This is a genomic window from Mesorhizobium sp. C416B (assembly GCF_030323165.1).
In the GTDB taxonomy this organism is placed as follows: Bacteria; Pseudomonadota; Alphaproteobacteria; order Rhizobiales; family Rhizobiaceae; genus Mesorhizobium.
The window spans coordinates 329,894-353,709 of the sequence record NZ_CP100471.1; the positions used below are offsets into that span (position 1 = coordinate 329,894).

At 61.9% G+C, this 23,816-nt stretch carries 26 protein-coding genes and 1 tRNA gene; 15 read left to right on the plus strand and 12 right to left on the minus strand.

The genetic code is table 11. From position 1 onward, the window contains the following. Window positions 1-5 precede the first annotated feature (5 nt). From gatC to NLY43_RS01705, 3 genes are all read right to left on the minus strand, one after another. Window positions 6-293, minus strand: coding sequence for an Asp-tRNA(Asn)/Glu-tRNA(Gln) amidotransferase subunit GatC (gene gatC / locus NLY43_RS01695; protein ID WP_023670999.1), 288 nt, complete (start codon window positions 291-293; stop codon window positions 6-8). A 110-nt stretch (window positions 294-403) separates the two neighbouring features. Then, a complete protein-coding gene (locus NLY43_RS01700; protein WP_023670998.1) occupies window positions 404-820 on the minus strand; it encodes a hypothetical protein in 417 nt (138 codons plus the stop codon). A gap of 44 nt (window positions 821-864) precedes the next feature. Beyond that, the gene (locus tag NLY43_RS01705) at window positions 865-1,572 is read right to left on the minus strand and encodes a metal-dependent hydrolase (protein WP_023684673.1); all 708 of its coding nucleotides are present in this window, start codon (window positions 1,570-1,572) and stop codon (window positions 865-867) included. Between the two features lie 164 nt (window positions 1,573-1,736). On the opposite strand from NLY43_RS01705, the gene ruvX reads away from it, so the two are divergent. After that, on the plus strand, window positions 1,737-2,243 hold the full coding sequence (gene ruvX, locus NLY43_RS01710) for a Holliday junction resolvase RuvX (RefSeq protein ID WP_023693427.1): 507 nt from the start codon (window positions 1,737-1,739) through the stop codon (window positions 2,241-2,243). Here the strand turns inward: ruvX and NLY43_RS01715 are convergent. The 3 genes from NLY43_RS01715 to NLY43_RS01725 all read right to left on the minus strand — a co-directional run bounded on the left by NLY43_RS01715 (window position 2,161) and on the right by NLY43_RS01725 (window position 4,842). Then, window positions 2,161-2,502, minus strand: a complete 342-nt coding sequence (locus tag NLY43_RS01715; RefSeq protein ID WP_023693426.1) for a DUF6105 family protein — start codon at window positions 2,500-2,502, stop codon at window positions 2,161-2,163. The two genes, ruvX and NLY43_RS01715, sit on opposite strands and share 83 nt — an antisense overlap. Then, window positions 2,502-3,089: a hypothetical protein gene (locus NLY43_RS01720; protein ID WP_023712362.1), complete on the minus strand. Its 588-nt coding sequence runs from the start codon at window positions 3,087-3,089 to the stop codon at window positions 2,502-2,504. The genes NLY43_RS01715 and NLY43_RS01720 overlap by 1 nt, the downstream gene beginning before the upstream one ends. Window positions 3,090-3,213: 124 nt before the next feature. Then, window positions 3,214-4,842 carry a DNA alkylation response protein gene (locus tag NLY43_RS01725; RefSeq protein WP_023700749.1) on the minus strand — a complete coding sequence of 543 codons (1,629 nt, stop codon included), beginning with the start codon at window positions 4,840-4,842 and terminating at the stop codon, window positions 3,214-3,216. Between the two features lie 197 nt (window positions 4,843-5,039). Between NLY43_RS01725 and NLY43_RS01730 the strand changes: the two genes are divergently transcribed. From NLY43_RS01730 to dprA, 4 genes are read left to right on the plus strand one after another with little or no spacing between them, the layout of a single operon-like run. After that, window positions 5,040-6,002, plus strand: coding sequence for an aspartate carbamoyltransferase catalytic subunit (locus NLY43_RS01730; protein WP_023712363.1), 963 nt, complete (start codon window positions 5,040-5,042; stop codon window positions 6,000-6,002). Beyond that, entirely contained in the window at window positions 5,999-7,285 is a 1,287-nt protein-coding gene (locus NLY43_RS01735) for a dihydroorotase (protein WP_023712364.1), read from the plus strand. Before NLY43_RS01730 ends, NLY43_RS01735 begins: the two co-directional genes overlap by 4 nt. A 55-nt stretch (window positions 7,286-7,340) precedes the next feature. Continuing rightward, window positions 7,341-7,946, plus strand: coding sequence for a glycerol-3-phosphate 1-O-acyltransferase PlsY (gene plsY / locus NLY43_RS01740; protein ID WP_023696534.1), 606 nt, complete (start codon window positions 7,341-7,343; stop codon window positions 7,944-7,946). Continuing rightward, window positions 7,943-9,070 carry a DNA-processing protein DprA gene (gene dprA / locus NLY43_RS01745; RefSeq protein ID WP_031199582.1) on the plus strand — a complete coding sequence of 376 codons (1,128 nt, stop codon included), beginning with the start codon at window positions 7,943-7,945 and terminating at the stop codon, window positions 9,068-9,070. Before plsY ends, dprA begins: the two co-directional genes overlap by 4 nt. Before the next feature lie 11 nt (window positions 9,071-9,081). On the opposite strand, the gene NLY43_RS01750 is transcribed toward dprA, so the two are convergent. Next, window positions 9,082-9,990 carry a hypothetical protein gene (locus tag NLY43_RS01750; RefSeq protein WP_245263954.1) on the minus strand — a complete coding sequence of 303 codons (909 nt, stop codon included), beginning with the start codon at window positions 9,988-9,990 and terminating at the stop codon, window positions 9,082-9,084. A 50-nt stretch (window positions 9,991-10,040) separates the two neighbouring features. On the opposite strand from NLY43_RS01750, the gene NLY43_RS01755 reads away from it, so the two are divergent. The 3 genes from NLY43_RS01755 to NLY43_RS01765 all read left to right on the plus strand — a co-directional run bounded on the left by NLY43_RS01755 (window position 10,041) and on the right by NLY43_RS01765 (window position 13,531). Continuing rightward, on the plus strand, window positions 10,041-11,354 hold the full coding sequence (locus NLY43_RS01755; RefSeq protein WP_023712366.1) for a glycosyltransferase: 1,314 nt from the start codon (window positions 10,041-10,043) through the stop codon (window positions 11,352-11,354). Continuing rightward, window positions 11,351-12,070: a Stf0 family sulfotransferase gene (locus tag NLY43_RS01760; RefSeq protein ID WP_023688604.1), complete on the plus strand. Its 720-nt coding sequence runs from the start codon at window positions 11,351-11,353 to the stop codon at window positions 12,068-12,070. Before NLY43_RS01755 ends, NLY43_RS01760 begins: the two co-directional genes overlap by 4 nt. 135 nt (window positions 12,071-12,205) lie before the next feature. Then, window positions 12,206-13,531 carry a hypothetical protein gene (locus NLY43_RS01765; protein WP_156933248.1) on the plus strand — a complete coding sequence of 442 codons (1,326 nt, stop codon included), beginning with the start codon at window positions 12,206-12,208 and terminating at the stop codon, window positions 13,529-13,531. Window positions 13,532-13,539: 8 nt separating this feature from the next. On the opposite strand, the gene NLY43_RS01770 is transcribed toward NLY43_RS01765, so the two are convergent. The 4 genes from NLY43_RS01770 to NLY43_RS01785 all read right to left on the minus strand — a co-directional run bounded on the left by NLY43_RS01770 (window position 13,540) and on the right by NLY43_RS01785 (window position 16,793). Then, the gene (locus NLY43_RS01770) at window positions 13,540-14,196 is read right to left on the minus strand and encodes a TVP38/TMEM64 family protein (protein WP_023712368.1); all 657 of its coding nucleotides are present in this window, start codon (window positions 14,194-14,196) and stop codon (window positions 13,540-13,542) included. Between the two features lie 17 nt (window positions 14,197-14,213). Continuing rightward, the gene (locus NLY43_RS01775; protein WP_198020860.1) at window positions 14,214-14,996 is read right to left on the minus strand and encodes a glycosyltransferase family 2 protein; all 783 of its coding nucleotides are present in this window, start codon (window positions 14,994-14,996) and stop codon (window positions 14,214-14,216) included. 238 nt (window positions 14,997-15,234) lie between these two features. After that, window positions 15,235-15,474, minus strand: a complete 240-nt coding sequence (locus NLY43_RS01780; protein WP_023713238.1) for a class I SAM-dependent methyltransferase — start codon at window positions 15,472-15,474, stop codon at window positions 15,235-15,237. Window positions 15,475-15,650: 176 nt separating this feature from the next. Further along, window positions 15,651-16,793 (minus strand): hypothetical protein, encoded by a 1,143-nt coding sequence (locus NLY43_RS01785; protein ID WP_023712370.1) that lies wholly within the window; start codon window positions 16,791-16,793, stop codon window positions 15,651-15,653. Between the two features lie 237 nt (window positions 16,794-17,030). On the opposite strand from NLY43_RS01785, the gene NLY43_RS01790 reads away from it, so the two are divergent. The 6 genes from NLY43_RS01790 to NLY43_RS01815 all read left to right on the plus strand — a co-directional run bounded on the left by NLY43_RS01790 (window position 17,031) and on the right by NLY43_RS01815 (window position 22,860). Next, window positions 17,031-17,915: a dihydrodipicolinate synthase family protein gene (locus tag NLY43_RS01790; protein WP_023712371.1), complete on the plus strand. Its 885-nt coding sequence runs from the start codon at window positions 17,031-17,033 to the stop codon at window positions 17,913-17,915. 23 nt (window positions 17,916-17,938) lie between these two features. After that, entirely contained in the window at window positions 17,939-18,598 is a 660-nt protein-coding gene (locus tag NLY43_RS01795) for a GntR family transcriptional regulator (protein ID WP_023706209.1), read from the plus strand. A 63-nt stretch (window positions 18,599-18,661) separates the two neighbouring features. Beyond that, a complete protein-coding gene (locus tag NLY43_RS01800; RefSeq protein WP_023706208.1) occupies window positions 18,662-19,999 on the plus strand; it encodes an ABC transporter substrate-binding protein in 1,338 nt (445 codons plus the stop codon). Further along, the gene (locus NLY43_RS01805) at window positions 19,999-20,937 is read left to right on the plus strand and encodes a carbohydrate ABC transporter permease (protein ID WP_023712372.1); all 939 of its coding nucleotides are present in this window, start codon (window positions 19,999-20,001) and stop codon (window positions 20,935-20,937) included. Before NLY43_RS01800 ends, NLY43_RS01805 begins: the two co-directional genes overlap by 1 nt. Beyond that, complete coding sequence (locus NLY43_RS01810) at window positions 20,938-21,759, plus strand: carbohydrate ABC transporter permease (protein ID WP_023684659.1); 822 nt, start codon at window positions 20,938-20,940, stop codon at window positions 21,757-21,759. It begins immediately after the preceding gene. A gap of 39 nt (window positions 21,760-21,798) precedes the next feature. After that, complete coding sequence (locus NLY43_RS01815; protein ID WP_023706206.1) at window positions 21,799-22,860, plus strand: ABC transporter ATP-binding protein; 1,062 nt, start codon at window positions 21,799-21,801, stop codon at window positions 22,858-22,860. Window positions 22,861-22,907: 47 nt separating this feature from the next. Here NLY43_RS01815 and NLY43_RS01820 read toward each other — a convergent pair. Continuing rightward, window positions 22,908-22,983: transfer RNA gene (locus tag NLY43_RS01820), tRNA-Lys, on the minus strand. A 322-nt stretch (window positions 22,984-23,305) separates the two neighbouring features. Here NLY43_RS01820 and NLY43_RS01825 point away from each other — a divergent pair. Continuing rightward, window positions 23,306-23,797, plus strand: a complete 492-nt coding sequence (locus tag NLY43_RS01825; RefSeq protein WP_023706205.1) for a BA14K family protein — start codon at window positions 23,306-23,308, stop codon at window positions 23,795-23,797. Window positions 23,798-23,816: the final 19 nt, after the last annotated feature.

Consider the following 23,816-nt stretch of genomic DNA (forward strand, 5'->3'; position numbering starts at 1 on the left):
GCCAGCTACTCCACGACCTTCGGCACGAGGAAGAAATTCTCGTCAGTGGCAGGCGCGTTGGCGACGATATCGGCAGCCTTGTTGCCGTCGGTGACGATGTCTTGGCGCTTCTTCATCTCCATCGGCGTCACCGATGTCATCGGTTCGACGCCGGAGACATCGACCTCGTTCAGCTGCTCGACAAAGCCCAGAATGGCGTTCAGCTCGCCGGTCATGCGCTCGGCATCCTCCTCGCTCACCGCAATGCGGGCGAGACGCGCGACGCGCTTCACAGTTTGCAGATCAACGGACATGTCTTTAGCCTTTGGGAAAACCAGATGGCGCTATAGCGGCGTGGCGCGTGCCGCGCAACATCGATCGTGCTTGGGGATAGAGCCCGTTCATGCCAGGGCGGCATTTCAGCCTAGGGCAGCGATACACCCTCGCACAGATAATAGCTGCCGCCATTGCCGGCCTGCTCGCCTTCGTCGGCGGTCGGGCGCACCGAGACGATGTCGATTTGGGTCGCGTTCATCTGCGTGATCGACAGTATATCGGGAAAGAGAAAGCCCGGCTCCTGGCAGATGGCAGTGACCGCCCAGCTCGGCGAGCGCGTCGCCTTGGTGACCTGGACGAACTCGCAATTATACTCGACGCTTTGCAGGCCGTCCGCCGACAAGATGACATTGCCGGTGTCGATCAGCGTCTGCAGCGTGTCCTTTTTGGCTTGCGCGCAAAGCTCCTGGGTCTGGAGGTAAACGCCCTTGATGAAGTCCTCGGCGGCGGATGCGGGCGACGCAGCGACCAGCATCGAAACGCAAAGAGTCTCTCTCAAACCCATGGTTTAATTCCCCTTTGCGACAAGGGATCGTTTCAACGATCGCTCTATAGTGTGATCGTTTGGCCGATGGCTGGCAAGGCTACGTCGACACCTGATCCTTCGAGGCCGGCCACGAACTTCTCCGCCGTCGCGTCGATGATCGGGAAGGTGCCGAAGTGGCATGGCACGACGGTGTCGAAGTGGAAGAAGCGCCGGCAGGCCAGGGCCGCCACCGCGCCGCCCATGGTGAAGCGGTCGCCGACCGGCACGAGGCCGATCTTCGGCTCATGCAATTCCTCGATCAGCGCCATATCGGAGAAGATGTCGGTGTCGCCCATATGGTAGAGCGTCTTGTCCTCCGGGAAATGCAGGACCAGCCCGTTGGGATTGCCGAGGTAGACGTTCTGGCCGCCATCGAGCCCAAACGACGAGGAATGCAGTGCCTGCACGAATGTGGTGGTGAAGGCACCGCAATCGACGGTGCCGCCATGATTGCCGGGATTGATCTTCTTGCCGTCGACGCCCTTGCCGACCAGGTACATGCAGATCTCGTAATTGGCGACCAGCTGGGCGCCGCTCTTCTTCAGCACCTCCACCGCGCCGCTGACATGATCACTGTGGCCGTGGGTCAGAAGCACATGGGTGACGCCTTCCGCCGGCCCCTCCCAGCCGCTCGTCCATGATGGGTTGCCGACGAGATAGGGATCGATCAGGATGGTCGCGCCTGATGTCTCGACGCGGAAGGCGGAATGTCCGTACCAGGTCAATTTCATCGATCGTGTTCCTCGATTTTGGTTGCGCCGGAAGATAGAACGCCGGCAGCAAAATTAAAGTGACATAGTGTGCTCGCGCTTCAAAAGAACGTGTCGCGCTCTTTGTGACGGCAAGTCTGGGTCGCAATAGACTGAGTCACGGTAACGCTGGTTGGGGAAAGCCGTTGGGCATCATAGCAATCGAGGATCTGCCGACACGCCTGGAGGGCGGCAGGACGCTGGCCGGGCTCGACCTCGGCGACAGGACGATCGGTGTCGCCGTTTCCGACCGCGGCCTGTCCTTTGCCCATCCGCGCCCTGTCATCCTGCGTAAAAAGTTTTCGCTGGATGCGGCAGCGCTGCTCGCCCAGCTGCAGAAGGACAATGTCGGCGCGTTTGTACTCGGTCTCCCCATCAACATGGACGGTTCGGAAGGTCCCCGCGCCCAGAAGTCGCGCGCCTTCGTGCGCAACATGGCAGGTATAACCGACCTGCCCTTCGTTCTGTGGGACGAGCGGCTGTCGACGGTGGCGGCGGAGCGGACGCTGATCGAGATGGATTTCTCGCGCCGAAAGCGCGCCGGCAAGATCGATTCGGCGGCTGCGGCCTTTATTCTGCAGGGAGTTCTGGACCGGCTCCAGTCGCTTGACCCACGCGATCGGACGGAACCGGATTCCCCGCCTGCCGCCTGACCCAGGCCGTGATGTTGCGGCGGCGGCGAAACGCCCACAATGCCATCAGCAGGAAGCCGTCAAAGACGCAGGCCCTTGCCACCATGCCCGGAATGATCGCCGGATCGATGCCCAGCATCTGCCCATAGAGCTGGAACACGAAATCATGCAGCTGCCGGCTGAGCATGACGTAGCCGAAATTGATGTCGTTGAGCGACAGGAAGAACCAGCCCCAGAACAGAGCGAGTGGCGCGGCCCACAATGCGAACAGCGTGCGCATCAGTGACCGTCCCTGCGGCTGGAGCCGCCTCTGGGACCGCTGGGACCAATGTCCGGACGGCCGGAAATGCGCGACAGCAAGGAGCCGTGCGCGGCACCCTTGGCCATGGCATGGGCGGTGGCGCGGCTCTCTGCCTCCCGAGAAACCATGACAGCGAAGACCGACCTCCGCTCGGCCAGCATGGCGACATAGGAGGCCAGAAGTGCCGCCAATTGCACGGCGACAACCAAAAACAGGCCGTTGATGCCTCGCGCTGCGCCGCCGATCAGGATGAGCGACAACACCGCGGATGCCGAAATGAAGGCGGTCCGCGCCACACTGTCGGCTCCGTCCGGGCTCGCTGCGACGTTAACCAGGCTCTCGACGAAGACCCAGCAAAACAGCACCGCCACGACCAGCAAGGCGATGGCCAGCGGCGCCACGACGGCAGCATTGTCGAGATCGGCCAGACGAGTGTTTTCCACGACGACGCCGAGCACGCCCAGAGCGCCCGCAACGCCGCGGTTTCCATCGACACAGATGAACGCCAGCAGGGCGAAAACCAGCGCCCAGTGCAAGGCCAGAAAGGACGTCAAAATGTGCCGCATGGCATTCCTGCTTTGGTGACAAAGACAGTGGGGTCTGCGGCCTGCGGCTGCAACGGAAACCATTCGTTAAGGTTAACGGCTGTCCACAGGCAGGCAAATTCGTTCACGGCCTGGCGGAAGGCCCTCAATTCACCGGCGGATAGAGCGTGTCGATGATCATGCGCGCATCGTGGCGCGAATCGAGCATGCCATAGGTGTTGCGCCACTGGCCGGCGAGCCGCGTCTCGACGAAGGCGTCCGCAATCCGCCCTGCCCCCAGCCGGCGCAATTCCGCAGCTGCCGCCGACAGCGCCAGCTGTTCGGTCAGCAGGCGGGCCGACCCCTCATCGGTGCCGGCGACCTGCATGGCCGCCTTGAGCACGCCAATGGTTCCGCGTCCGCCGGCGCCGAGATCGCGGTCGATGCCGGCCAGCACCTCCTCGAACAGGCCGGGCGCGCGGCCGAGCACGCGCAGCACGTCGAGCGCCATGACATTGCCTGAGCCCTCCCAGATCGCATTGACCGGGGCTTCGCGGTAGTAGCGGGCGAGCGGCGCTTCCTCGACATAGCCATTGCCGCCGAGGCACTCCATCGCCTCATAGAGCAGTGGCGGCGCGATCTTGCAGACCCAGTATTTGACCACCGGGGTCATGGCGCGGGCAAAAGCAGCCTCGCCGCGGTCGCCGGCAGCCTCGTCGAAGGAGCGCGCCAGTCGGAACGAGAGTGCCGTGGCGGCGGCGACATCGAGCGCCATGTCCGCCAGCACGCGCTGCATAAGCGGCTGTTCGATCAGCGTCGAGCCGGCCACCTGGCGGTGACGGGCGTGATGCACGGCCTCAGCCAGCCCCGCTCGCATGATTGCCGACGAGGCGACGGCGCAGTCTAGCCGGGTCAGCGTGACCATGTCCATGATCGTCTTTATGCCGGCGCCGGGCTCGCCGACCATCTCGCCGATGGCGTTGACGAACTCTACCTCCGATGAGGCGTTGGAGCGGTTGCCGAGCTTGTCCTTCAGCCGCTGAAAGCGGAAGCCGTTGCCGGAACCGTCGCCGAGGATGCGCGGGACGAGAAAACAGGAAAGCCCTTCCGGCGCCTGTCCAAGCACGAGAAAAGCGTCCGACATCGGCGCCGACATGAACCATTTGTGGCCGGTGAGGCGATAAAAGCCGCTGCCGGCGCGTTCGGCCCGTGTGGTGTTGGCGCGCACGTCGGTGCCGCCCTGCTTTTCGGTCATGCCCATGCCGAGCGTCAGCCCGGTCTTGTCGACCGGCGGCTTCTGACTCTGGTCGTATTTGCGCGTCGTCACGCGCGGCGCCCATTCGCGAAACAGCTTTGGGCTGGCCATCAGGGCGGCCAGCGAAGCGCTGGTCATGGTGATGGGGCAGAGATGCCCGGTCTCGAGTTCGGCGGTCAGGTAGAAACGCGCGGCGCGCACCTGATGGCGACGGCCGATCTCGCTATCGCCGTTTTCCCAGATCGAGGAATGCAGGCCGCCGGCAACCGAGCGGCGCATCAGCGCATGATAGGCCGGATGGAATTCGACGAGGTCGATGCGCCGGCCCTGACGGTCATGCGTGCGGAGCTTCGGCGTCTCGACATTGGCGAGGCGCGCCAGCTCCTGCGCCTCCTGCGTCAGGACGAACCGGCCAAGCCCGTCGAGGTCCTTGCGCACCGGATCGGAAAAACGCTCGGCAAGCTGGATCAGCAACGGATCGCCCCGCCAGGCGTTGCCGCCCGTCAGCGGCGGCGGCTGGTTGGTCACGTCGTCGGTCACGCCCAATCCTTCTGAAAGTAGAAGGGCCTTCTAACGCTAGAAAGGCACTTATCATCACAAGGCTTCGAATCCGAAGCAATCGGCTAGATATAGCCCAAGGCAGGCGGCGCGCGCGACGAAAATACCGGGGAGAAAGGCCGTAATGCCAAGCTGACGCTTGCGGCAAGGAATTCTCCCCCCTATAGCAGCGCCTTGAGATGACCGACGCTTCGTCCCTGCCGCTTTATCCTCACCGCCATCTTCTGGGCATCCGCGATCTTTCCCCCGGTGACATCGAGCTTCTGCTCGACCGGGCCGATCGCGCCGTCGCCATTTCGCGGCAGTCCGAAAAGAAGACCTCGACGCTGCGCGGCCGCACCCAGATCAACCTCTTCTACGAAGCCTCGACGCGCACGCAGTCGTCGTTCGAACTGGCCGGGAAACGGCTCGGCGCCGACGTCATGAACATGTCGGTGGCGAGCTCTTCGGTGAAGAAGGGCGAGACGCTGGTCGACACGGCGATGACGCTGAACGCCATGCGCCCCGACATCCTGATCATCCGCCACCAGTCTGCGGGCGCCGCCGCCCTTTTGGCGCAGAAGGTCGGCTGCTCGGTGGTCAATGCCGGCGACGGCGCGCATGAACACCCAACGCAGGCGCTGCTCGACGCGCTGACCATCCGCCGCGCCAAGGGGCCGCTGTCGAAACTGATCGTAGCGATCTGCGGCGACATCCTGCATTCTCGCGTGGCGCGTTCCAACATCATGCTGTTGAACGCGCTTGGTGCGCAGGTGCGTGTGGTGGCGCCGTCGACCCTGCTGCCGTCCGGCATCGAGAAAATGGGCGTCATCGTCTCGCGCTCGATGGCAGAGGGCCTCAAGGGCGCGGACGTGGTGATGATGCTGCGCCTGCAGCGCGAGCGGATGGAAGGCGCCTTCGTGCCTTCGGTACGCGAATATTTCCGCTATTTCGGCCTCGATGCCGAAAAGCTGAAGGCCGCCAAGGACGGCGCGCTGGTGATGCATCCCGGTCCGATGAACCGCGGCGTCGAGATTGCGTCCGAAATCGCCGACGGTCCGCAAAGCGTCATCCAGGAACAGGTCGAGATGGGTGTCGCCGTGCGCATGGCGGTGATGGAAGCGCTGCTCGACCCGCGCCGCAACGAGGGCCGGAGCGCATGAGCACGACGGTCTTTGAGCGCGCCCGCATCGTCGACCCGTCACGCGGCTTCGACGAGGTCGGCACCGTGATCGTCGAGGGGAAAAAGATCGTTGCCGCCGGCAAGGCTGCCCTGAACCAGGGCCTGCCGGCGGGAGCCACCGTGGTCGACTGCGCCGGCAAGGCAATCATTCCCGGCCTGATCGACGCGCGCGTCTTCATCGGCGAACCGGGCGGCGAACATCGCGAGACCATCGCTTCGGCCAGCGTTGCGGCGGCGGCCGGCGGCGTTACCTCCGTCGTTATGATGCCCGACACGGACCCGGTGATCGACAATGTCGCGCTGGTCGAATTCGTGCTGCGCACCGCCCGGGACACGGCAAGCGTCAACATCTTTCCGGCGGCGGCGATCACCAAAGGCCTCGCCGGTCGCGAGATGACCGAATTCGGCCTGTTGCGCGAGGCCGGTGCGGTCGCCTTCACCGATGGGCGGCACACAATATCCAGCGCACTGGTGATGCGCCGGGCGCTCACCTATGCCCGCGATTTCGGCGGCGTCATCGCACATGAGACACAGGATGGCGACCTCGCTTCGGCAGGCGTGATGAATGAAGGCCTGTATGCCAGCTGGCTCGGCCTTGCCGGTATTCCGCGCGAAGCCGAGTCCATCCCACTGGAGCGCGACCTGGCGCTGGCGCGGCTGACGCGCGGCGCCTATCACGCGGCCAAGATCTCGACGGCAATGGCAGCGCAAGCGGTGACGCGGGCGAAAGCCGACCAGGCCAATGTCACGGCGGGCGTGGCGATCCACAATCTGTCGCTGAACGAGAACGATGTCGGGGAATACCGCACCTTCTTCCGGCTGACGCCGCCTTTGCGCGCCGAGGAAGACCGGCTGGCCATGATCGAGGCAGTCAAGGACGGCACAATCGACATCATCGTCTCCTCGCACGACCCGCAGGATGTCGACACCAAGCGCCTTCCCTTCGCCGATGCAGCTGCCGGCGCGATCGGGCTGGAGACGCTGCTTGGAGCAGCGCTTCGGCTCTACCACAATGGCGACGTGCCGCTACTTCGGCTGATCGAAACACTGTCCACCGCACCAGCAAGACTGTTCGGCCTGCCGGGCGGCACGCTGAAGCCGGGAGCGCCGGCCGATCTTGCCCTGATCGACCTCGAAGAACCCTGGATCGTCAGTGAAAGCGGCATCCGTTCGCGCTCGAAAAACACCTGCTTCGAAGGTGCGCGGCTGCAAGGCATGGTCTTGCAAACGCTGGTGGCGGGCCGCACAGTGTTTTCCACCTAGAGCGATCGCGCTACGTCGCCGACCGATATTCTGCTGGGGAAATGCGGGGGAAACAATGAGTTATAACGTTATCCTGGCATTGCTGTTCGGCTATCTCCTCGGCTCGATTCCCTTCGGCCTCTTGATCACCCGCGCGGCCGGCCTCGGCGATGTGCGCAAAATCGGCTCCGGCAATATCGGCGCCACCAACGTTCTGCGCACCGGCAACAAGGGCCTCGCCGCCGCGACGCTGGTGCTCGACGCGTTGAAGGGTACGGCGGCGGTGATGATCGCGCGCCATTTTGGACACGACTACGGACTGTGGGCCGGCCTTGGACTCTGGGCGGGCCTTGGCGCCTTCCTTGGCCATCTGTTTCCGGTCTGGCTCGGTTTCAAGGGCGGCAAGGGCGTGGCGACCTATCTCGGCGTGCTGATCGCGCTCGGCTGGCATGTGGCGCTGATTTTTATCGTCGTCTGGCTGGCGATGGCTTTTCTGTTTCGCTATTCCTCGCTGGCAGCGCTGACGGCGGCGGTCATCGTGCCGATCGCGCTTTATTTCTGGAGCACACCTGAGACCGCCGGGCTGTTCCTGGTGATGAGCCTGATCGTCATTTTCAAACATCGCGCCAACATTTCGCGCCTTCTTGCCGGCACCGAAGGCAAGATCGGAGCCAAGGGTTGAGCAAGCCCGCCGCCGGGCCGCGCCTCAGCGACCGGCAGCGGCTGAGCTGGCTGCGGCTGATCCGCACACAAAATGTCGGCCCGGCCTCGTTTCGCGAATTGATCAACCGCTTTGGTTCGGCGGAGGCGGCGTTGGAGATGCTGCCCGAGCTGATGATTTCGGGCGGAGCCAAAAGGATCATGCGCATTCCTTCCGTGGAGGAAGCCGAAGCGGAACTCGACGCAGCCAGTGAAAACGGCGCCCGCTTCGTCGGCATCGGCGAGGCCGACTACCCGCCGATGCTGAAAAACATGGACAATCCGCCGCCACTGATTGCCGTGAAGGGCGAGGCAGCCGTCTTTCGCCTGCCGGCGGTGGCCATCGTCGGCGCCCGCAACGCGTCGCTCGCCGGCATCAAGATGGCGCGCATGCTGGCGGCGGATCTTGGCCGCGACGGCTACGTCATCGTTTCCGGCCTGGCGCGCGGCATCGACACGGCAGCACACCAGGGCAGTCTCTCGACTGGTACAGTGGGTGTGCTGGCCGGTGGGCTCGATGTCCCCTACCCGCCCGAAAATATCGGCTTGTGCGAAGACATTGCCGAGCGTGGCGGCGCCGTTATTTCGGAAATGCCGTTCGGCTGGCAGCCGCGGGCGCAGGATTTTCCGCGCCGCAACCGGCTTGTCGCGGGCGCCGCCCTCGGACTGGTGGTCATCGAAGCTGCGCAACGCTCCGGCTCGCTGATCAGCGCGCGCCTGGCCGGCGAGATGGGCCGGCTGGTCTTTGCCGTACCGGGTTCGCCGCTCGATCCGCGCTGCGCCGGCTCCAACGGCCTGCTCAAGGACGGCGCCACCCTGGTCACCGAGGCGGCCGATGTTTCCGGTGCGATCGCACCCTTGGCGGGCACGCGAACGCGAAGCATTGCGCCGCCAGAAAAGGCACCCGATTTTTCGGCAACTCCCCCGCCCGGTGAGGACGAACGCAGCGGCGTGCTCGAAGTGCTAGGCCCAACGCCGGTGGGCGTGGACGAGATCATCCGCCACACCGGCCTCAACGCCGCGCAAGTCTCCATGGTGCTGCTGGAACTCGACCTTGCCGGCCGCATCGAGCGCCATGCCGGCGGCAATGTCTCACTGGTTTCGTGAAAGCCTGAGACTTAGTTTGCGGCCGCAAATACCGCAGCACTTTCAGACATGAGGCGCCGCGCGGCGGGTTGGACATTATCCCTGTATGTAATGCATTGGCGGTAGCGGCCATCGGCAACGCGCTGTTTACCAATGCGCTCCCACTCCGGTGTCCAGGAGGAATTCCAGTCAAAATCCTGGGACATCAGATTTTCCCTGTCGAAGCATTGCGGATCCCTCTCGAGTATCCGACGCGCTTCATCGGCGAGGGGACTATAGTTTTCAACAGCCGCTATCTTCCGCGCCCGCGCGGCCGGGGAAAGCTGAATTGCCGATTCGACACGTCCCGCCACATTTGGAACCGCAGCGGAACAAAGCTGTTTGCCGACCTGTGCCGTCTTTCGCAGTCCTCGGCAGAGGGCCTGGCCAAACGCAAAGGCAAGATCATGTATGGGATTATAGCCGTCGACCGCATCCGATACGATCTGGACACTCTTTGCGGTCGTTAGATCGGCGCGCACTCTCGAAAACACGTCGATCAGGAAATCATGGTTCCCGGCCAGCAGCGCTTCGTACCAGGCGCCATCCGGAATTTCCCCAAACACCGCGCCGCGTGTCGCGCCCGCAGCTTCGACCAGATCGCGCGAATAGCGGGTTCGCGATGTTTCCTTGCCGCCTGATCCGTCGGTCAGAAGATAGACCCTTGGTTTGGCGATCTCGAGCCAATGGTGGATCCTGAGTTCGTGCCCGGGGTGAGCGAGGATCAGCACGTTTTCCAGTTTTTCTCCTGACTTTTCAGGCAACAATGGCTCCAATCCAGTTTCTGGTCCGATCGAGCCGAATGGCCTGGGGACAAATTCAGGCGCAAACCTTGGCGGCGACAATGCTGACGAAGCTTGTTTGGTCAGCGGCTTCAACTTAAGACGCTGCCAGAAACTCATGCGCCTTTCTCTCTCATATCAGATGTAGTGCGCAAGCAAGGAATCGCCCGTTGCGAATTCTTATCACCAATCTCTCCCTGTCGCGAAACAGCGGATCGGAAGCGGTCGTCGAACTGTTGGCCGACGGGCTTCGCGGCGCCGGCCATCAGACCATGCTGCTGGCTCCCACTCTGGGCGACATGGCCGATAGAATGCGTCGGCGCGGGCATCATGTCGTCGATCGGATTGCCGAGATCGTCGAAAGGCCCGATGTCATTCACGCCCAGCATCTGACGCCCTGCCTGACTGCGCTCGCCAGGTTTCCCGACGTGCCAGCGGTATTTTCCTGTCACAGCGCCTTCTTTGAAGTCGAAGCGCCGATGCTGCATCCCCAGATACGCCATTGGATTGCGGTCGACGAGGCGTGCCGAGCCAAATGCCTGTCGAGGGGCATACCGGCCGACCAGATGAGCCTTGTCTACAACGCGGTCGATCTCAATCGCTTCAAACAGCGCCCACCGCTCCCCGCCAGACCCGCGCGAGGCCTGCTGCTGACCAAGAATTTCGAGCACCAGGCGGCGGTTCGTGAGGCCTGTGCGAGAAGTGGCATCCAGCTGGATGAGCTAGGTCCAGCCACCGGGCGGTTTTCGCAGCAGCTGGAACAGGATCTGCTTGGTTACGACATCGTGTTCGCAACCGCCCGGATGGCCATCGAGGCAGCTGCGGTCGGCTGTTCCGTCGTGGTTTGCGACGCGCGCGGTTTCGCGGGATTGCTCAGCAGCGCAAACATGGAGGCATGGCGTCGCTTCAATCTGGGCGTTGGGCTTTTGACCAAGCCGACCACGGTCGAAAATCTTCTGGGCGCGATATCCGGTGTCGATGCGAACGATGCCGCGGCGGTGTCCACCTATTTTCGGAAGGCGGCCGGCGATGCGTATTTTGTCGAGGAACATGTGCGCATCTATGATCAGGTGCTGCGATCCGACAGGGGGCTGGATCCCGATGAGCGCGCGCTTGCGACCGCCGTGTGGATCGAAGAGATCGGGGTCTCGCATCCACGCCGAAGATGGTTTCACATCGTGAAAGAATTGCACGGCTGGCCGGATGCGCCCGAATTGGCGACGCTTCTGGCTCAGTCCCACGCAAACTCGCGAGTTTTGGAGAAGCTTGGCGAACAGATCGCCAGAACCCAGCAGCTTGTTCTGGACGAGGCTGTCTCGCGCGCCGCCGCGCTGGGCGACAACCCGGCTGTGCTGAGCCGGGTGGAGGAACAGCTTTCGAACCTTTCAAATTTTGTGGACGAGATAAAGCGGCTGTACAACGGTATGATCCCCCTGTTCATCAGAAAGCTTCTCTTTCGGGCGCGTAAAGGGGTCGGACATTGACAGGGCTCGACGGCTTGGACCGCGATAAATTGAGTGGCTACAGCATCTGCACCTCGCCACGATCCGGCAGCAATTTCCTGTGCCAGCATCTGAGCGGCACGGGCCTGCTCGGACATCCGCTGGAATATTTCAATTGGGGCGGGCGGCGCTATTTCGATGACCCGGACTACCCCAAGGATATCGCCGGCCAGGTCTGGAAAATCCTTACCATGGGCGCCACTCCCAACGGCATCTACGGCTTGAAGTTATTTGCCCACCAGCACGACTGGATTTCGGGCGAGGTGAACTGGGTCGATGCCCTTCCCAATCTTCGCTTCGTGCTGCTCACCAGACGCGACTTGCTTGGCCAAGCGATTTCCTGGGCACGCGCGCTGCAGACAGGACAATACCGATCGAGCCAACCGATGGCCCAGAAGCCGGTCTTCGACGCTGGACTGATCCAGAGCCAGCTCAACGCCCTTGCTCGTGAACGAGCCCGCTGGGAGATGTTCTTTGCGCGCACCGGTATCGAGCCCTTGCGGTTCGAATACGAGACAATGATCGAGGACCCTCGCCACGCCGTCAGTCAGGTCGCCGAGCTGATGGGCCTGAAGCCGCCCTCCAAGCTGGACCCCGGCAACGTGACCGTTGAGCTGCAAAGGGATGCATCAAACCTCGAATGGGCAGACCGCTTCCGGGCAGAGCGCGGCGACCCGAACATCCTGGACTTGATCTAGCTCCGCAGAATTCGTCTTCGGGCTGTCTGGAGCGCCGCTGAGCGGGTAGCAAAAGTAGCCATTTACTCTTCGCCATCCCGTCTGTATCACCGCCCCAGACCGCGTGGGGCGCCACGCCATCCAGCCGGGGGGCAGATGTCGACACCGTTCAGTGCATTTACTTTGGTTGAGTTTCTCGCCTTTGCAGGGTTGAGCTTCCTTTATGTCCGGGCAGACGATTCGTTATCCCCCAGGGGCAAGACCGAGTGTACCATCGTCGCAGGGATACTGTTTGCGATCCTGGTCGCGGCAAGAGCCCCGGCGTTGCTTACCTTCTACAGGGTTTGGGCTGAAATTGGCCCTCTGTACTTCGGCTATGCCTATGCGAACGGTCCGTTAGCCGCTCTGTTCAACCCGGCAAGCAATTACTACGATCTAGCGGCAAACCTATCTTCAGCCGTTGCGGTGTCGGCCGGACTTCAGTGGTGGCCGGTCGTTGACACCGGCTCCGGTCTTCTGGTGGCTTTGCTGTTTCCATTTGTTGTCGCCGGCACAACGCAATCGATATCGTGGCGAACCGGAATCCTGTTGGCGGTTGCGACCGCGCTCTATTGCGTCACTGCATCGGAAACATTCGGAACGGCACTGCACATCAAAGGCTGGGGACCTGTTTATGCCGCGCTTGTTTTTGGGTCGTTAGCGTTCAAACAGCCGCTCAATCGCGTTCATATCGGTCTTCTTCTAGTGCTGCCGTTCACAGGAACCCCCGCAGCTTTCGCGCTTATCATATGGGCGGCTGCCGGCTTTGTGCTACGGCAGCCTTATCTTGTCCGACCTCTGGTTTGGTCTATTCCTGGATTGGCGACGCAGATCGGCTGCGCACTGTTGCCGGCAACGAATACCGGCTTGGCCGTACGGCCGTTCACGTTCCTCGGTTTTGCAAGCTTGCCGGACCTGTTCCTGCTCAAGGTGGGTGGTGCGATCCTTTGGCCGGCCTTGTTTTTCAGCAACTTGACACCGGGTACGCTTGAACTGATAGCAGCTGCCATCGTCTTCCTTGGCGTGCTTGGAGCTGCAGTTTTCCTCGCCCGCCGCCAGCCCATCCTGCTGCTCGTCCCGATCGTTGCGCTGCAATTTTCGGCTACTGCGATTCTCGCCGTCGGAGGTGCCGAGTCACTGCTCCAATCAGGATCTGGCTTCAGGTATTACTTCGCGCCAGTCGCAACACTTCTGATCGTTCTGGCGATTTGGGCGTCTTCGTGGAGGTTGGTTACAAGGGTCGCGGCGGTTGCTATTTGCCTATGCGCGGTCCTCGCAAATCGAGACTACAACGCCATGGTCGAAGGCTTGTTCTTCACACCGTCCCACACCAGTTGGTCCTCGCAGGCAACGACCCATCTCACGTCACCGTCGCAAACGCTTGTAAATTACCCCGGAGCAGGCGGAGTGCAGCTACCGGACTGTGGAGAATACCACTGCTAACAAGCACATCAGGTTGTTTCGGAATTGTGCTTATACATGACGAACCTGCCGACCAACGTCGCGCCTGCAATAACGCCTCCCGCCAGCATCAGCAAAAAAACCTGGTGAAACTCAGGCGATTCGAGAGACGCCGCATTGCCGAGCAATGAACCGACATAGACATAACCAAAAAGGGCGGGAAGCGACGCTGCGGTTCCTATCACGTAGTCGGCGAGGCGAATTCCACTCGCGCCCAGCGCAATGCTTGTGGCGGCAAAGGGAACGACCGGTGACAGGCGGATCAGAAAAACCGATCGCCAGCCGTCAGCGGCAAGGAACTGTTTGACCTTGTCGAGGCCGCCAACAATTTTCGTGTTGGTAAAAGGAACGTTTTGGAGACCCTTTCGGCCTACGTAGTAGCCGACGATGCCGCCGGCCAAAGTCCCGACGAGCGCCATTGCCGATCCACCGGCGAATCCGTAAACCGCTCCGCCTGCGATCCCGAGCAGGGACGCCGGCAATATGCCGGTGGCGGCCACTAGAAACTGCATCACGACCAGCGCAACGAAACCAAACAGCCCTGTCTGCTGAACGCTCGCTTTGGCGATCCGCAAGATATCGTCGAGATAGCCCGACAGCGCCGCGGGGACGAGAACCATCGCAAGGCCCGCCACACCGAGGGCCATTCGTGTCCGACGCCTCATCAGATATTGCTCCCGACGAATAACGGATCTTGTCGAATGCCCAGTTTGCTGAGGCGAAACTTCGCCGCGGTTTTCAAGACACCCAAGCCATAGACGACGCTACGCCGAAAGTTGATCGACGACGCCTCCGGGAAGTATCTCGTCGGACAGGACATCTCGCCACCACGCAGGCCGAGATAGACGGCCTGGCAGACCATCTCATTGTCGAACACAAAGTCGTCCGAGCACCGGTGATAAGGAATCTCGGTCAACGCTTTCCGGCTCCAGCACCGAAAGCCAGTGTGAAACTCCGACATTTTCTGACCGATCAGGATGTTTTGAACCAGGGTCAGAAAGCGATTGGCGATATATTTATAGACCGGCATGCCGCCGCGCAGGGCACCCTTGCCCAAGATGCGCGAACCAAAGACGTAATCATACTCGCCAGAGGCGACCATCGAGGCAATGGCCGGCACCAACCTGGGCGAATATTGATAATCGGGATGAAGCATCACGACGATATCGGCATCGCGCTGCAGCGCCGCATCGTAACAAGTCTTCTGATTGCCACCGTAGCCCTTGTTGATCGAATGCTCGATTGTGTGAATGCCGAGCTGTCGCGAAATGCCGACAGTATCGTCCTTCGAGAGATCGTCCGTGAGAATAACGTCGTCGATCAATTGCATCGGCAAGGCGAAGTAGGTCTTCTCCAGTGTAGCCGACGCATTATAGGCGGGCATGATCACCGCCACACGCAATCCATCAATCATTTCTACGCCAGCGCCCCGATGTTGCGTTTCCATTGCCGGAAAACGTCCTATAGCGCAAGCCGGCCTAGCATTTCCCGATCCACGTGCGGCAAAAACGCCACGCAATGTTTCCGTCCGCACCAAACGACGCCGGAACGAGAGACCGTGGTGGTCGAGGTCCCGGTTTATGTCGAGCCGCCAATCCAGTCGACGGCAGAACTCGCGCGCCTGCTGGCAAAGCGGGTCCGGCGCAAGGCGCTTTCCCTGGTCGGGTTGTCCTAAAGTTAGCCGATCAAGCAAACTGGGGCCGTCGGTTGCCGGGCAACGACGGCGCGCAGTCAGATCCATTCCAGATTGATGTTTCGGATGTTTCCTGGGCGATGCGCTGGCGAATGCGCTCCACCCGACGCGCTATGTCTGGCGACACCCGGTCGTGCGTTTCAACCAGAATGGCGCCGATAGCGTCTTGCAGCCCAGCTTCGCGGGATGCTTCGAGGCATTCGGCTTCGCTGCCCTCAATGTCCATCTTCATGATCGATGGCACGCCGGCGGCGCCAACGGCGGTACAGATGCCACCGCAGGGTATTTTCCAGGCGGCTCTCGGAAAAGCACTCCGCCATTCCAGGGCTCTCCGTTGCACTGACGATCACGTTCGCGATGGCATACTCGACAGCTGACGAAAACCGGGCTCGACAGTCTGCGCATCAGTCAGCGGAACAGATACTTCGATACCTCCGGATTGCCACGGCGCCACATCACATTGTCCAGAAAATAATGGTGCACATTGATGAAGATGAGCACGATGAAGAAGAACAGGGATGACCCCAGGACTTGCCTGTCATAGGGAATCAAAGCCGTCAGCGCGGATGGGATCAGCCAGAAGCCGAGATAGCCAAGGGCCGTGCCGCCGACGATGAAGCCGAGGAGCCGAAACCTGTAGAGAGGGCCAAGAAAGGACAGGATTTTCGGCTGCGGATCGCTTTCGGCATCGGAACTGTCGCGCTCGACGTTCGTCTGGTAGCGCCAGACCACGGCGAGATACTGCAGCGAGTGGAGCGCGGGCACGATCAGCAGCCAAAGCGGGTTTACGCGCGCAATCAGGATCCAGAGATAGAGCGACGCCACATAGGCCACCAAACCGTTATAGGGCAGGCCGCCGCCGTTCTTCCGCCAACGATTGACCAGCATCAAGAGCGTGGCCGCCGTCGACGCAACGGCCGCCAGCATGGCGATGTTGGTGACCCAGGAAGGGGCCGCGAATGTGTAATAGTCCAGGCCATAATATTTGCCCTGGGTGACCGCCGTATTCGTCTGCAGCCATGCCAGGATCCACACCGCATAGGAGTTCACCAGCAGCACCTTCTTGTCGCGGTCGTCGAAGAATTTGCGCTTCAGCACCGCATCCACCATCAGCATGCCGTAGCCCTGCTTGACGTAGTGCCAACCGACGAAAAAGAACATGGCGTTGGTGGCATAGCCGAGCAGGCGCGTGTTCGCCGCCGCGGCGCCATAGGCAAAGAACCCGGCCATGACCAGGGGCACGACAATGCCCGCGAAGATGTAGCGGAGCTGCAGGCTCCTGTCGTAGCCGTCGCCCGTCACCTTGCGCCCGAAATTGCGGTAGAAGAGCTGGTAGGAGTGGGCGAAGTGGGGATAGTTCACGAGATAGGCCACGAAGACCATCGTTGCGGCCACCGGACCTTCATATTCGAGCGGAACGAGAAACAGCACCGGCAGGATGAGAAAGGCGCTGCCGCCCAGCATGAGGAAATCGGCGACCGGGCCGAAGAGGTATTTTTGAGGCGCCGCCGCCTTAGGAGCGACAGCATCCGCCGAAAGCTGAAGTGTCATGTCAGAACCTCCCCTGGGAAGGCTGAGTTTAGCCATCGACTGGAATGGGGACAAGCTTGGAGCTGCCGCTCCGCGCCCGAACACTGGACCATCCTGCTGTTTCGCCAATGGTCTCGATCCGCCATGGGCTTCGAACCTGTGAAGGCCCTCCGCCGTTAAAAAAGCGCACCACCCCAATTTACGACTAACATGTTAGTGTGCTAGCACGGCATACACACCTACTTCGGAGACCTTCCGGTGACATCACGCTTTGGCCTTTCGGCCGCTCTCGCCACGCCTTTCGATGCCCGCGGGCAGATCGCCACCGCTCCCATGATCGCTCAGGCCAAAAGTTGCCTGGCGCAGGGTTGCGGCAGCGTGACGCTTTTCGGCACCACAGGGGAAGGCGCGTCGGTGGGCACGACGGAGCGGCGGTCGGTGACCGAAGCCATGCTGGCTGCTGGAATCTTGCCGCATCAACTCGTTGCCGGCGTGCTGGTCGACGCCGCCGAAGACGCCGCCGAACAGGCACAGCATGCCTTGCAGCGAGGCGCCCGAAACATTCTGCTGGCCCCGCCGAGCTACTTCAAGAATGTCGGCGAGGAGGGCCTTTTCGGCTGGTTCTCCGCCGTCTTTGCCGCGCTCGGCCCCCTCGCCCGTGACGTGCTGCTCTACAACATCCCTTCGGTTACCATGGTGCAGCTTTCGCTTGGCCTGATCGGCCGGTTGCGCACTGCTTTTCCCGACGTGGTCGCCGGGGTGAAGGATTCCGGTGGAAATTGGAGCTACAGCGAGGCGCTGCTTGCCGCCCATGGCGATCTGGTGATCCTGATCGGCGATGAAAGGCATCTGGCGCGTGCGGTGCGACTGGGTGCTCAAGGCGCAATCTCGGGCATGGCCAATTTCGTCCCGGGCGAAATCCGCGCCATGGCCGAGGACGGGCGCGACGATCCTCGCGTCGAGAGTTTTGTGCTCGAATTGCTCAAATATCCGGTCACCCCGGCGGTAAAGGTGATGGTGGCGCGCAAGACCGGCGACGAGCGCTGGCTGGCGGTCCGTCCGCCGCTGGAGCCGATCGCGTTGCAAGGGCAGCAGCAGCTTGCCTCAGCCTATGACAGCTTGTTTGCCAGGGAACCGGCCTGACCGGCAAAGGGAAGCGCGCCGAAATGGAAGACGGCAACGAACCGACCACCCTCAGGGAGAAGGCCTATGCCAGCTTCACGCGGCATTTGCTGGCGCGCGACTTCAAGCCAGGCCAGTTCGTGTCGCAACGTGAGCTGGTTGCCTTCACCGGACTGCCGCTCGGCGCCATTCGCGAGATCGTGCCGCGTCTCGAGGCGGAAGGACTGCTGACGACCATTCCGCAGCGCGGCATGCAGATCGCCCATATAGATATCAGCCTGATCCGCGAGGCCTTTCAGTTCCGCCTGTTCATGGAGCGTGAAGCGGTGGCGCTGTTTACGGTCAGCGCCTCCGATGCCGAGCTTGCCCGCTTGCGGCGCGAGCATGAGGACATGCATGCCCAGGCGCTGGCGCAGACCCCGACGCCGGAGATGGAGGCCAAGGCGCAGACCATCGACTGGGCCATGCACGACACGTTCATCGATGCGCTGGGCAACGAGATCATCGCCAAGGCCTATCTGGTCAATTCGGTGAAGATCCGCCTGATCCACCAGGAGCGGTTCCGTATCGACGGGCGCGTCGTGCCGGTGATGCGCGAGCACCTGGCGGTGATCGAAGCCATGGAGAGCCGCGATCCAGGGAAGGCGGTCGAGGCGATCAGTCTGCATATCGACAAGGCGCGCCGGCTGGCGCTGCAGATCTGAGGAAACCTGAGCCGCACCGCGGTCCGCGATGCAATCGACAACGACAACAACCGGGAGGAAGACATGTCGTCCAATCTGTTCAACCCAACCAGGAGGCAACTGCTTCAGGGAACCGCGGCGCTTGCCGCCGCCGGCTTTGCGGGCGTTCGCCCAAGCTTTGCCGCCGGCGTCGACTGGAAGCGCTTTGCGGGAACGACGCTTGACGTCAATCTGGTGAAAAGCCCGCGCAGCGACACGCTGATAAAATACATCGCCGAGTTCGAGGAACTGACCGGGATCAAGGTCAATGCCGAAGCGACGCCGGAACAGCAGCAGCGCCAGAAGACGGTGATCGAACTGAGCTCCGGCAAACCGAGCTTCGACGTCGTGCATCTGAGCTACCACGTGCAGAAGCGCCAGTTCGAAAAGGGCGACTGGCTGGCCGACATATCAGGCTATCTCGCTGACCCGACCCTGACCGATCCTGCGCTGGTGGAAACCGATTTCGCCGATGCCGGCATGCTGTTTGCCAAGGACGGCCAGGGCGTGTTGCGCTCGCTGCCGTTCTCAGTCGACTACTGGATCGTCTACTGGAACAAGGAATTGTTCGAGGCCAAGGGCCTCAAATACCCTGAAACCTTCGAGCAACTGGTGGCGGCCGCCGAAGCGCTGACCGACCCATCGACCAACACCTACGGCTTTGTCGCCCGCGGCCTCAAGAACGCCAACACGCCGGTGTGGACGTCGCTTATGCTCGGCTACGACATGACGCCGCTCGACGACAAGGGCAAGCTGCGTACGACCTCGCCCGAGGCGGTCGAGGCGGCCAGCCTCTACCAGCGGCTGATGACCAAGTCGGCGCCTCCAGGCGTCACCGGATTCAACTGGGCCGAAGCCCAGTCCGCCTTCCTGCAAGGCAAGATCGGGATGTGGTTCGATGGCGTCGGCTTTGCCCCGCCAATGGAAAATCCGGAAAAGTCACGAGTGGTCGGCAAGGTCGGCTACGGCGTCATGCCCAAGGGGCCCAAGGCGCATGCCGCCGGCACCTTTGGCGACGGCCTCGGCGTGACGGCCGCCAGCGAGAAGAAGGAGGCCGCCTACCTCTTCTGCCAGTGGGCGATTTCGCCCGCCATGGGCGCGCGCCTGCTGCAGGCGGGTGCCGGCGTGCCGTTCCGCAAGTCGGTGCTGGAAGATCCCAAGGTGCGCGAAGGCGTCACCATGCCGGCGAGTTGGCTCGATGCCGTGGTCGGCTCGGGCAATGTCAGCCGGCTGTCGCTGCCGGTCATCATTCCGGTCACCGAGTTCCGCGATATCTATGGCGTGGCGCTGACCAATCTGATCGCCGGCGCCGATCCGGCAGAGGAACTGAAGCAGGCCACCGAGCAGTTCCAGCCGGTGCTCGACCGGAGCGAGCAAGGCTGATGTCCGCCATCACCCCAGAACGCGCCGGGGTGACGACGCAAGCCATCGAAGGGAACCAGACCATCCGTCTGGCTCCCAACTACTGGCCTTTCGTCGTCCCGGCGCTCGTCGTCGTCGGCGCCGTGATCGTCTTTCCCTGGGCCTTCACGCTGTGGATGAGCGTCAACCGCTGGACCCTCGGCCAGGCGCGAAGCTTTGCCGGGATGGAAAATTACCTGCGGCTGGCCGTCGACCAACGCTTCTGGGAATCGCTTTTCCATACGCTGACCTACACGGCGCTTTCGGTCGCGGCACCGATGTTCCTCGGCACTCTTGCCGCGCTGATCTTCGACGCCAAATTTCCGCTGCGCGGCCTGTTGCGCGGCGTCTTCGTCATGCCGATGATGGCAACGCCAGTCGCCGTGGCGCTGGTCTGGACGATGATGTTCCATCCCCAGCTTGGCGTGCTCAACTATCTGTTGTCGCTGGTCGGCATCCCGGCGCAGGAATGGATCTTTAATGCCAGGACGGTCATCCCGTCCCTGGTTGCGGTCGAGACCTGGCAGTGGACGCCGCTGGTGATGCTGATCGTGCTGGGCGGCTTGGCCTCCGTGCCGCGCGAGCCCTTCGAGAGCGCCGAGATCGATGGCGCCAACGCCTGGCAGCAATTCCGCTATCTCACCTTGCCGATGATCGCGCCGTTCCTGATGATCGCGATGATCATCCGCACCATCGATGCGCTGAAGAGTTTTGACATCATCTACGCGATGACCCAGGGCGGACCGGGCACGGCCTCGGAAACCATCAACATCTATCTCTACAACACCGCCTTCTCCTACTACGACATCGGCTATGGCTCGGCCATGGCCGTGGTGTTCTTCATCGTCATCGTCGCGCTGTCCTTCATCCTGCTGATGCTGCGCCAGCGCTCCCAATGGATCGGGGTGGAGGGCAAATAGATGAGTTCACGGCTGCTCAACCGGATCGGGCTGTTTTTCGCGGCTCTGGTCTTCGTCTCGCCGGCGATCCTGTTCTTCCTCTGGATGGTCTCGCTGTCGCTGAAGTTCGAGATCGACAACGGTGCCTACCCGCCGATTCTGATCCCGGAACATCTCGCCTGGTCGAACTATGTGAAGGTATTCGAGGAGAACAATTTCCTGCTCTATTTCTGGAATTCGGTTCTGGTGACGGGCACGGCAACGTTGCTGGCGCTGCTGATCGGCGTGCCGGCGGGCTATGGCATCGCGCGGCTCAAGGCCGAACGCTCGGCGGTGGTCATCATGATCGCCCGCATGACGCCGGGGCTTTCCTATCTCATTCCGCTGTTCCTGCTGTTCCAGTGGGTCGGCATTCTCGGCACGCTGTGGCCGCAGATCATCATCCATCTGGTGGTGACGGTGCCGATCGTGGTCTGGGTGATGATCGGCTATTTCGAGACCACGCCGATGGAGCTGGAAGAAGCGGCCAACATCGATGGCGCCAGTTCCTGGCAGGTGTTCCGGCTGGTCGCCTTGCCCATCGCCAAGCCGGGCATTGTCGTCGCCTTCATCCTGTCGATCATCTTCTCATGGAACAATTTCGTCTTCGGCATTGTGCTCGCCAGCCGCGAGACTCGCACGCTGCCGGTCGCCGTCTACAACATGCTTTCCTACGAGCAGGTGAGCTGGGGTCCGCTCGCCGCCGCAGCACTTGTGGTGACGCTGCCGGTGCTGGTGCTGACCCTGTTCGCGCAAAGGCAGATCGTCGCCGGGCTGACCGCAGGCGCCGTCAAGGGCGGCTGAGGCACGGCCCCGACATCACTCATTTCCGGGAGAAATCCAATGGCATCGGTAACAATCAACAACGTTCAGAAGGCTTTCGGAGCCGCCAAGATCATCCACGATGTCAGCGTCGACATCGCCGATGGCGAATTCGTCATCCTGGTCGGGCCGTCGGGCTGCGGAAAGTCGACGCTGCTGCGCATGATTGCCGGACTGGAAACGATCTCGGGCGGCAGGATCGCCATTGGCGATCGCCTCGTCAACAATCTCAGGGCGCGCGACCGAAACATCGCCATGGTGTTCCAGAACTACGCGCTCTATCCGCATATGACGGTGGCCGACAATATGGGCTTTGCCCTGAAGATCAAGAAAGCCGATCCGGCCGACACCGCCGGCCGCGTCGGCAGGGCCGCCAGCATTCTCGGCCTGGACAAGCTGCTCGACCGCTATCCGCGTCAGCTTTCCGGCGGCCAGCGCCAGCGCGTCGCCATGGGCCGCGCCATCGTGCGCGACCCGCAGGTGTTCCTGTTCGACGAGCCGCTGTCCAATCTCGACGCCAAATTGCGCGTGCAGATGCGCGGCGAGATCAAGGCGCTGCACCAGCGGCTGGGAACCACCACCATCTACGTTACCCACGACCAGATCGAGGCCATGACCATGGCCGACAAGATCGTCGTGCTGCATGACGGCCTTGTCGAGCAGATCGGCGCGCCGCTCGATCTCTACGATCGCCCGGCCAACCTCTTCGTTGCCGGGTTCATCGGCTCGCCGGCGATGAATTTCATTCGAGGCCATGTCGAGGAAGGTGTTTTCCGCAGCGCCGGTGGACTGATCTTGCCGCTGCCAGAAGGCATCGACCTGACCAACATACCCGGCCGCGACCTCATCTACGGCATCCGCCCCGAACACATCCGAGCGACGACCGCCAAAGGAATCCCCGGCACGATCGTGCTTCTGGAAGCAACGGGTTCGGAAATCTTTGCCCGGGTCGACTGCGCCGGAGAAGAAATCTCCTGCCTTTTCCGCGAGCGGCTGGCACTGAAACAGGGCGAGCAGATGCGCATCGAGATCGACCGCGCCTGCGCTCATCTGTTCGACGTCAAGACCGGGCGGCGATTGTAGGGGGCGATGGGGGCTGCTGACAGGGCAACTTCCGCACGAAATATTTCTGGTGAGCGCGTCGGGGTTCGAACCCGAGACCTACTGATTAAAAGTCAGTTGCTCTACCGGCTGAGCTACGCGCTCCCGCGGGCTCTAAAGGCCGCCCTCGAAATTGCGCGGAACATAGGGAGAGTGCCGCGACCGGTCAACCGGAAAAAGATGGCCCTTCGACCGGGGTTTCAGCCATCGCCAGACGCGCCGCAAATTGCGTCGTCACCAGCCCGGTGAGCCGCTCCCGCAACGTGGTCGCCGCTTCGATCTGTTGGCGCGCGAGACGCGCCTTTTCTCACGCGCCGAATTCGAGAAACATTACAAATCAGCAACTTACTGTTTTGGTGGGAACCATCGCACGAGCGGGCCGTTTTCGTCTCACAAGGGACGTCAACCACCCTTCAAGGAGAAGATCATGAACAAGATCGCAACGGGTCTACTGGCGACCACCCTGTCAATTTCGTTTGCCGCGGCCGCCGCTATGCCGGCCAATGCCGCCCAGATGTTCGTGCCCCAGTCATCAGCAACTTCGTCCGACATCGTGAATGTGAGCGATTCTCGTCATGACAACTGGCGGTGGATGCGCCATGGCAACCGCAATTCCGGCAATCGCGATTTCCGCGTAGGCCGCCAGTTCTCGCGCAACAATGATGGCGGCAGCTATTGGAATGGCCATCGCGGCTATCGCGAATATCACCGCGGCTATCGCCGTCACGGCGACTACTGGTTCCCGCTGGCTGCCTTCGCCACCGGCGCCTTGATCACCGGTGCGATCGTCAACAGCGAGAACAACCGCGGCGATGCCCATGTGCAGTGGTGCTACGACCGCTATCGGTCGTACCGCGCTTCGGACAACACATTCCAGCCCAATTACGGCCCGCGTCAACAGTGCAATTCGCCCTATTGAGCTGAGTTGGTACCAAGTG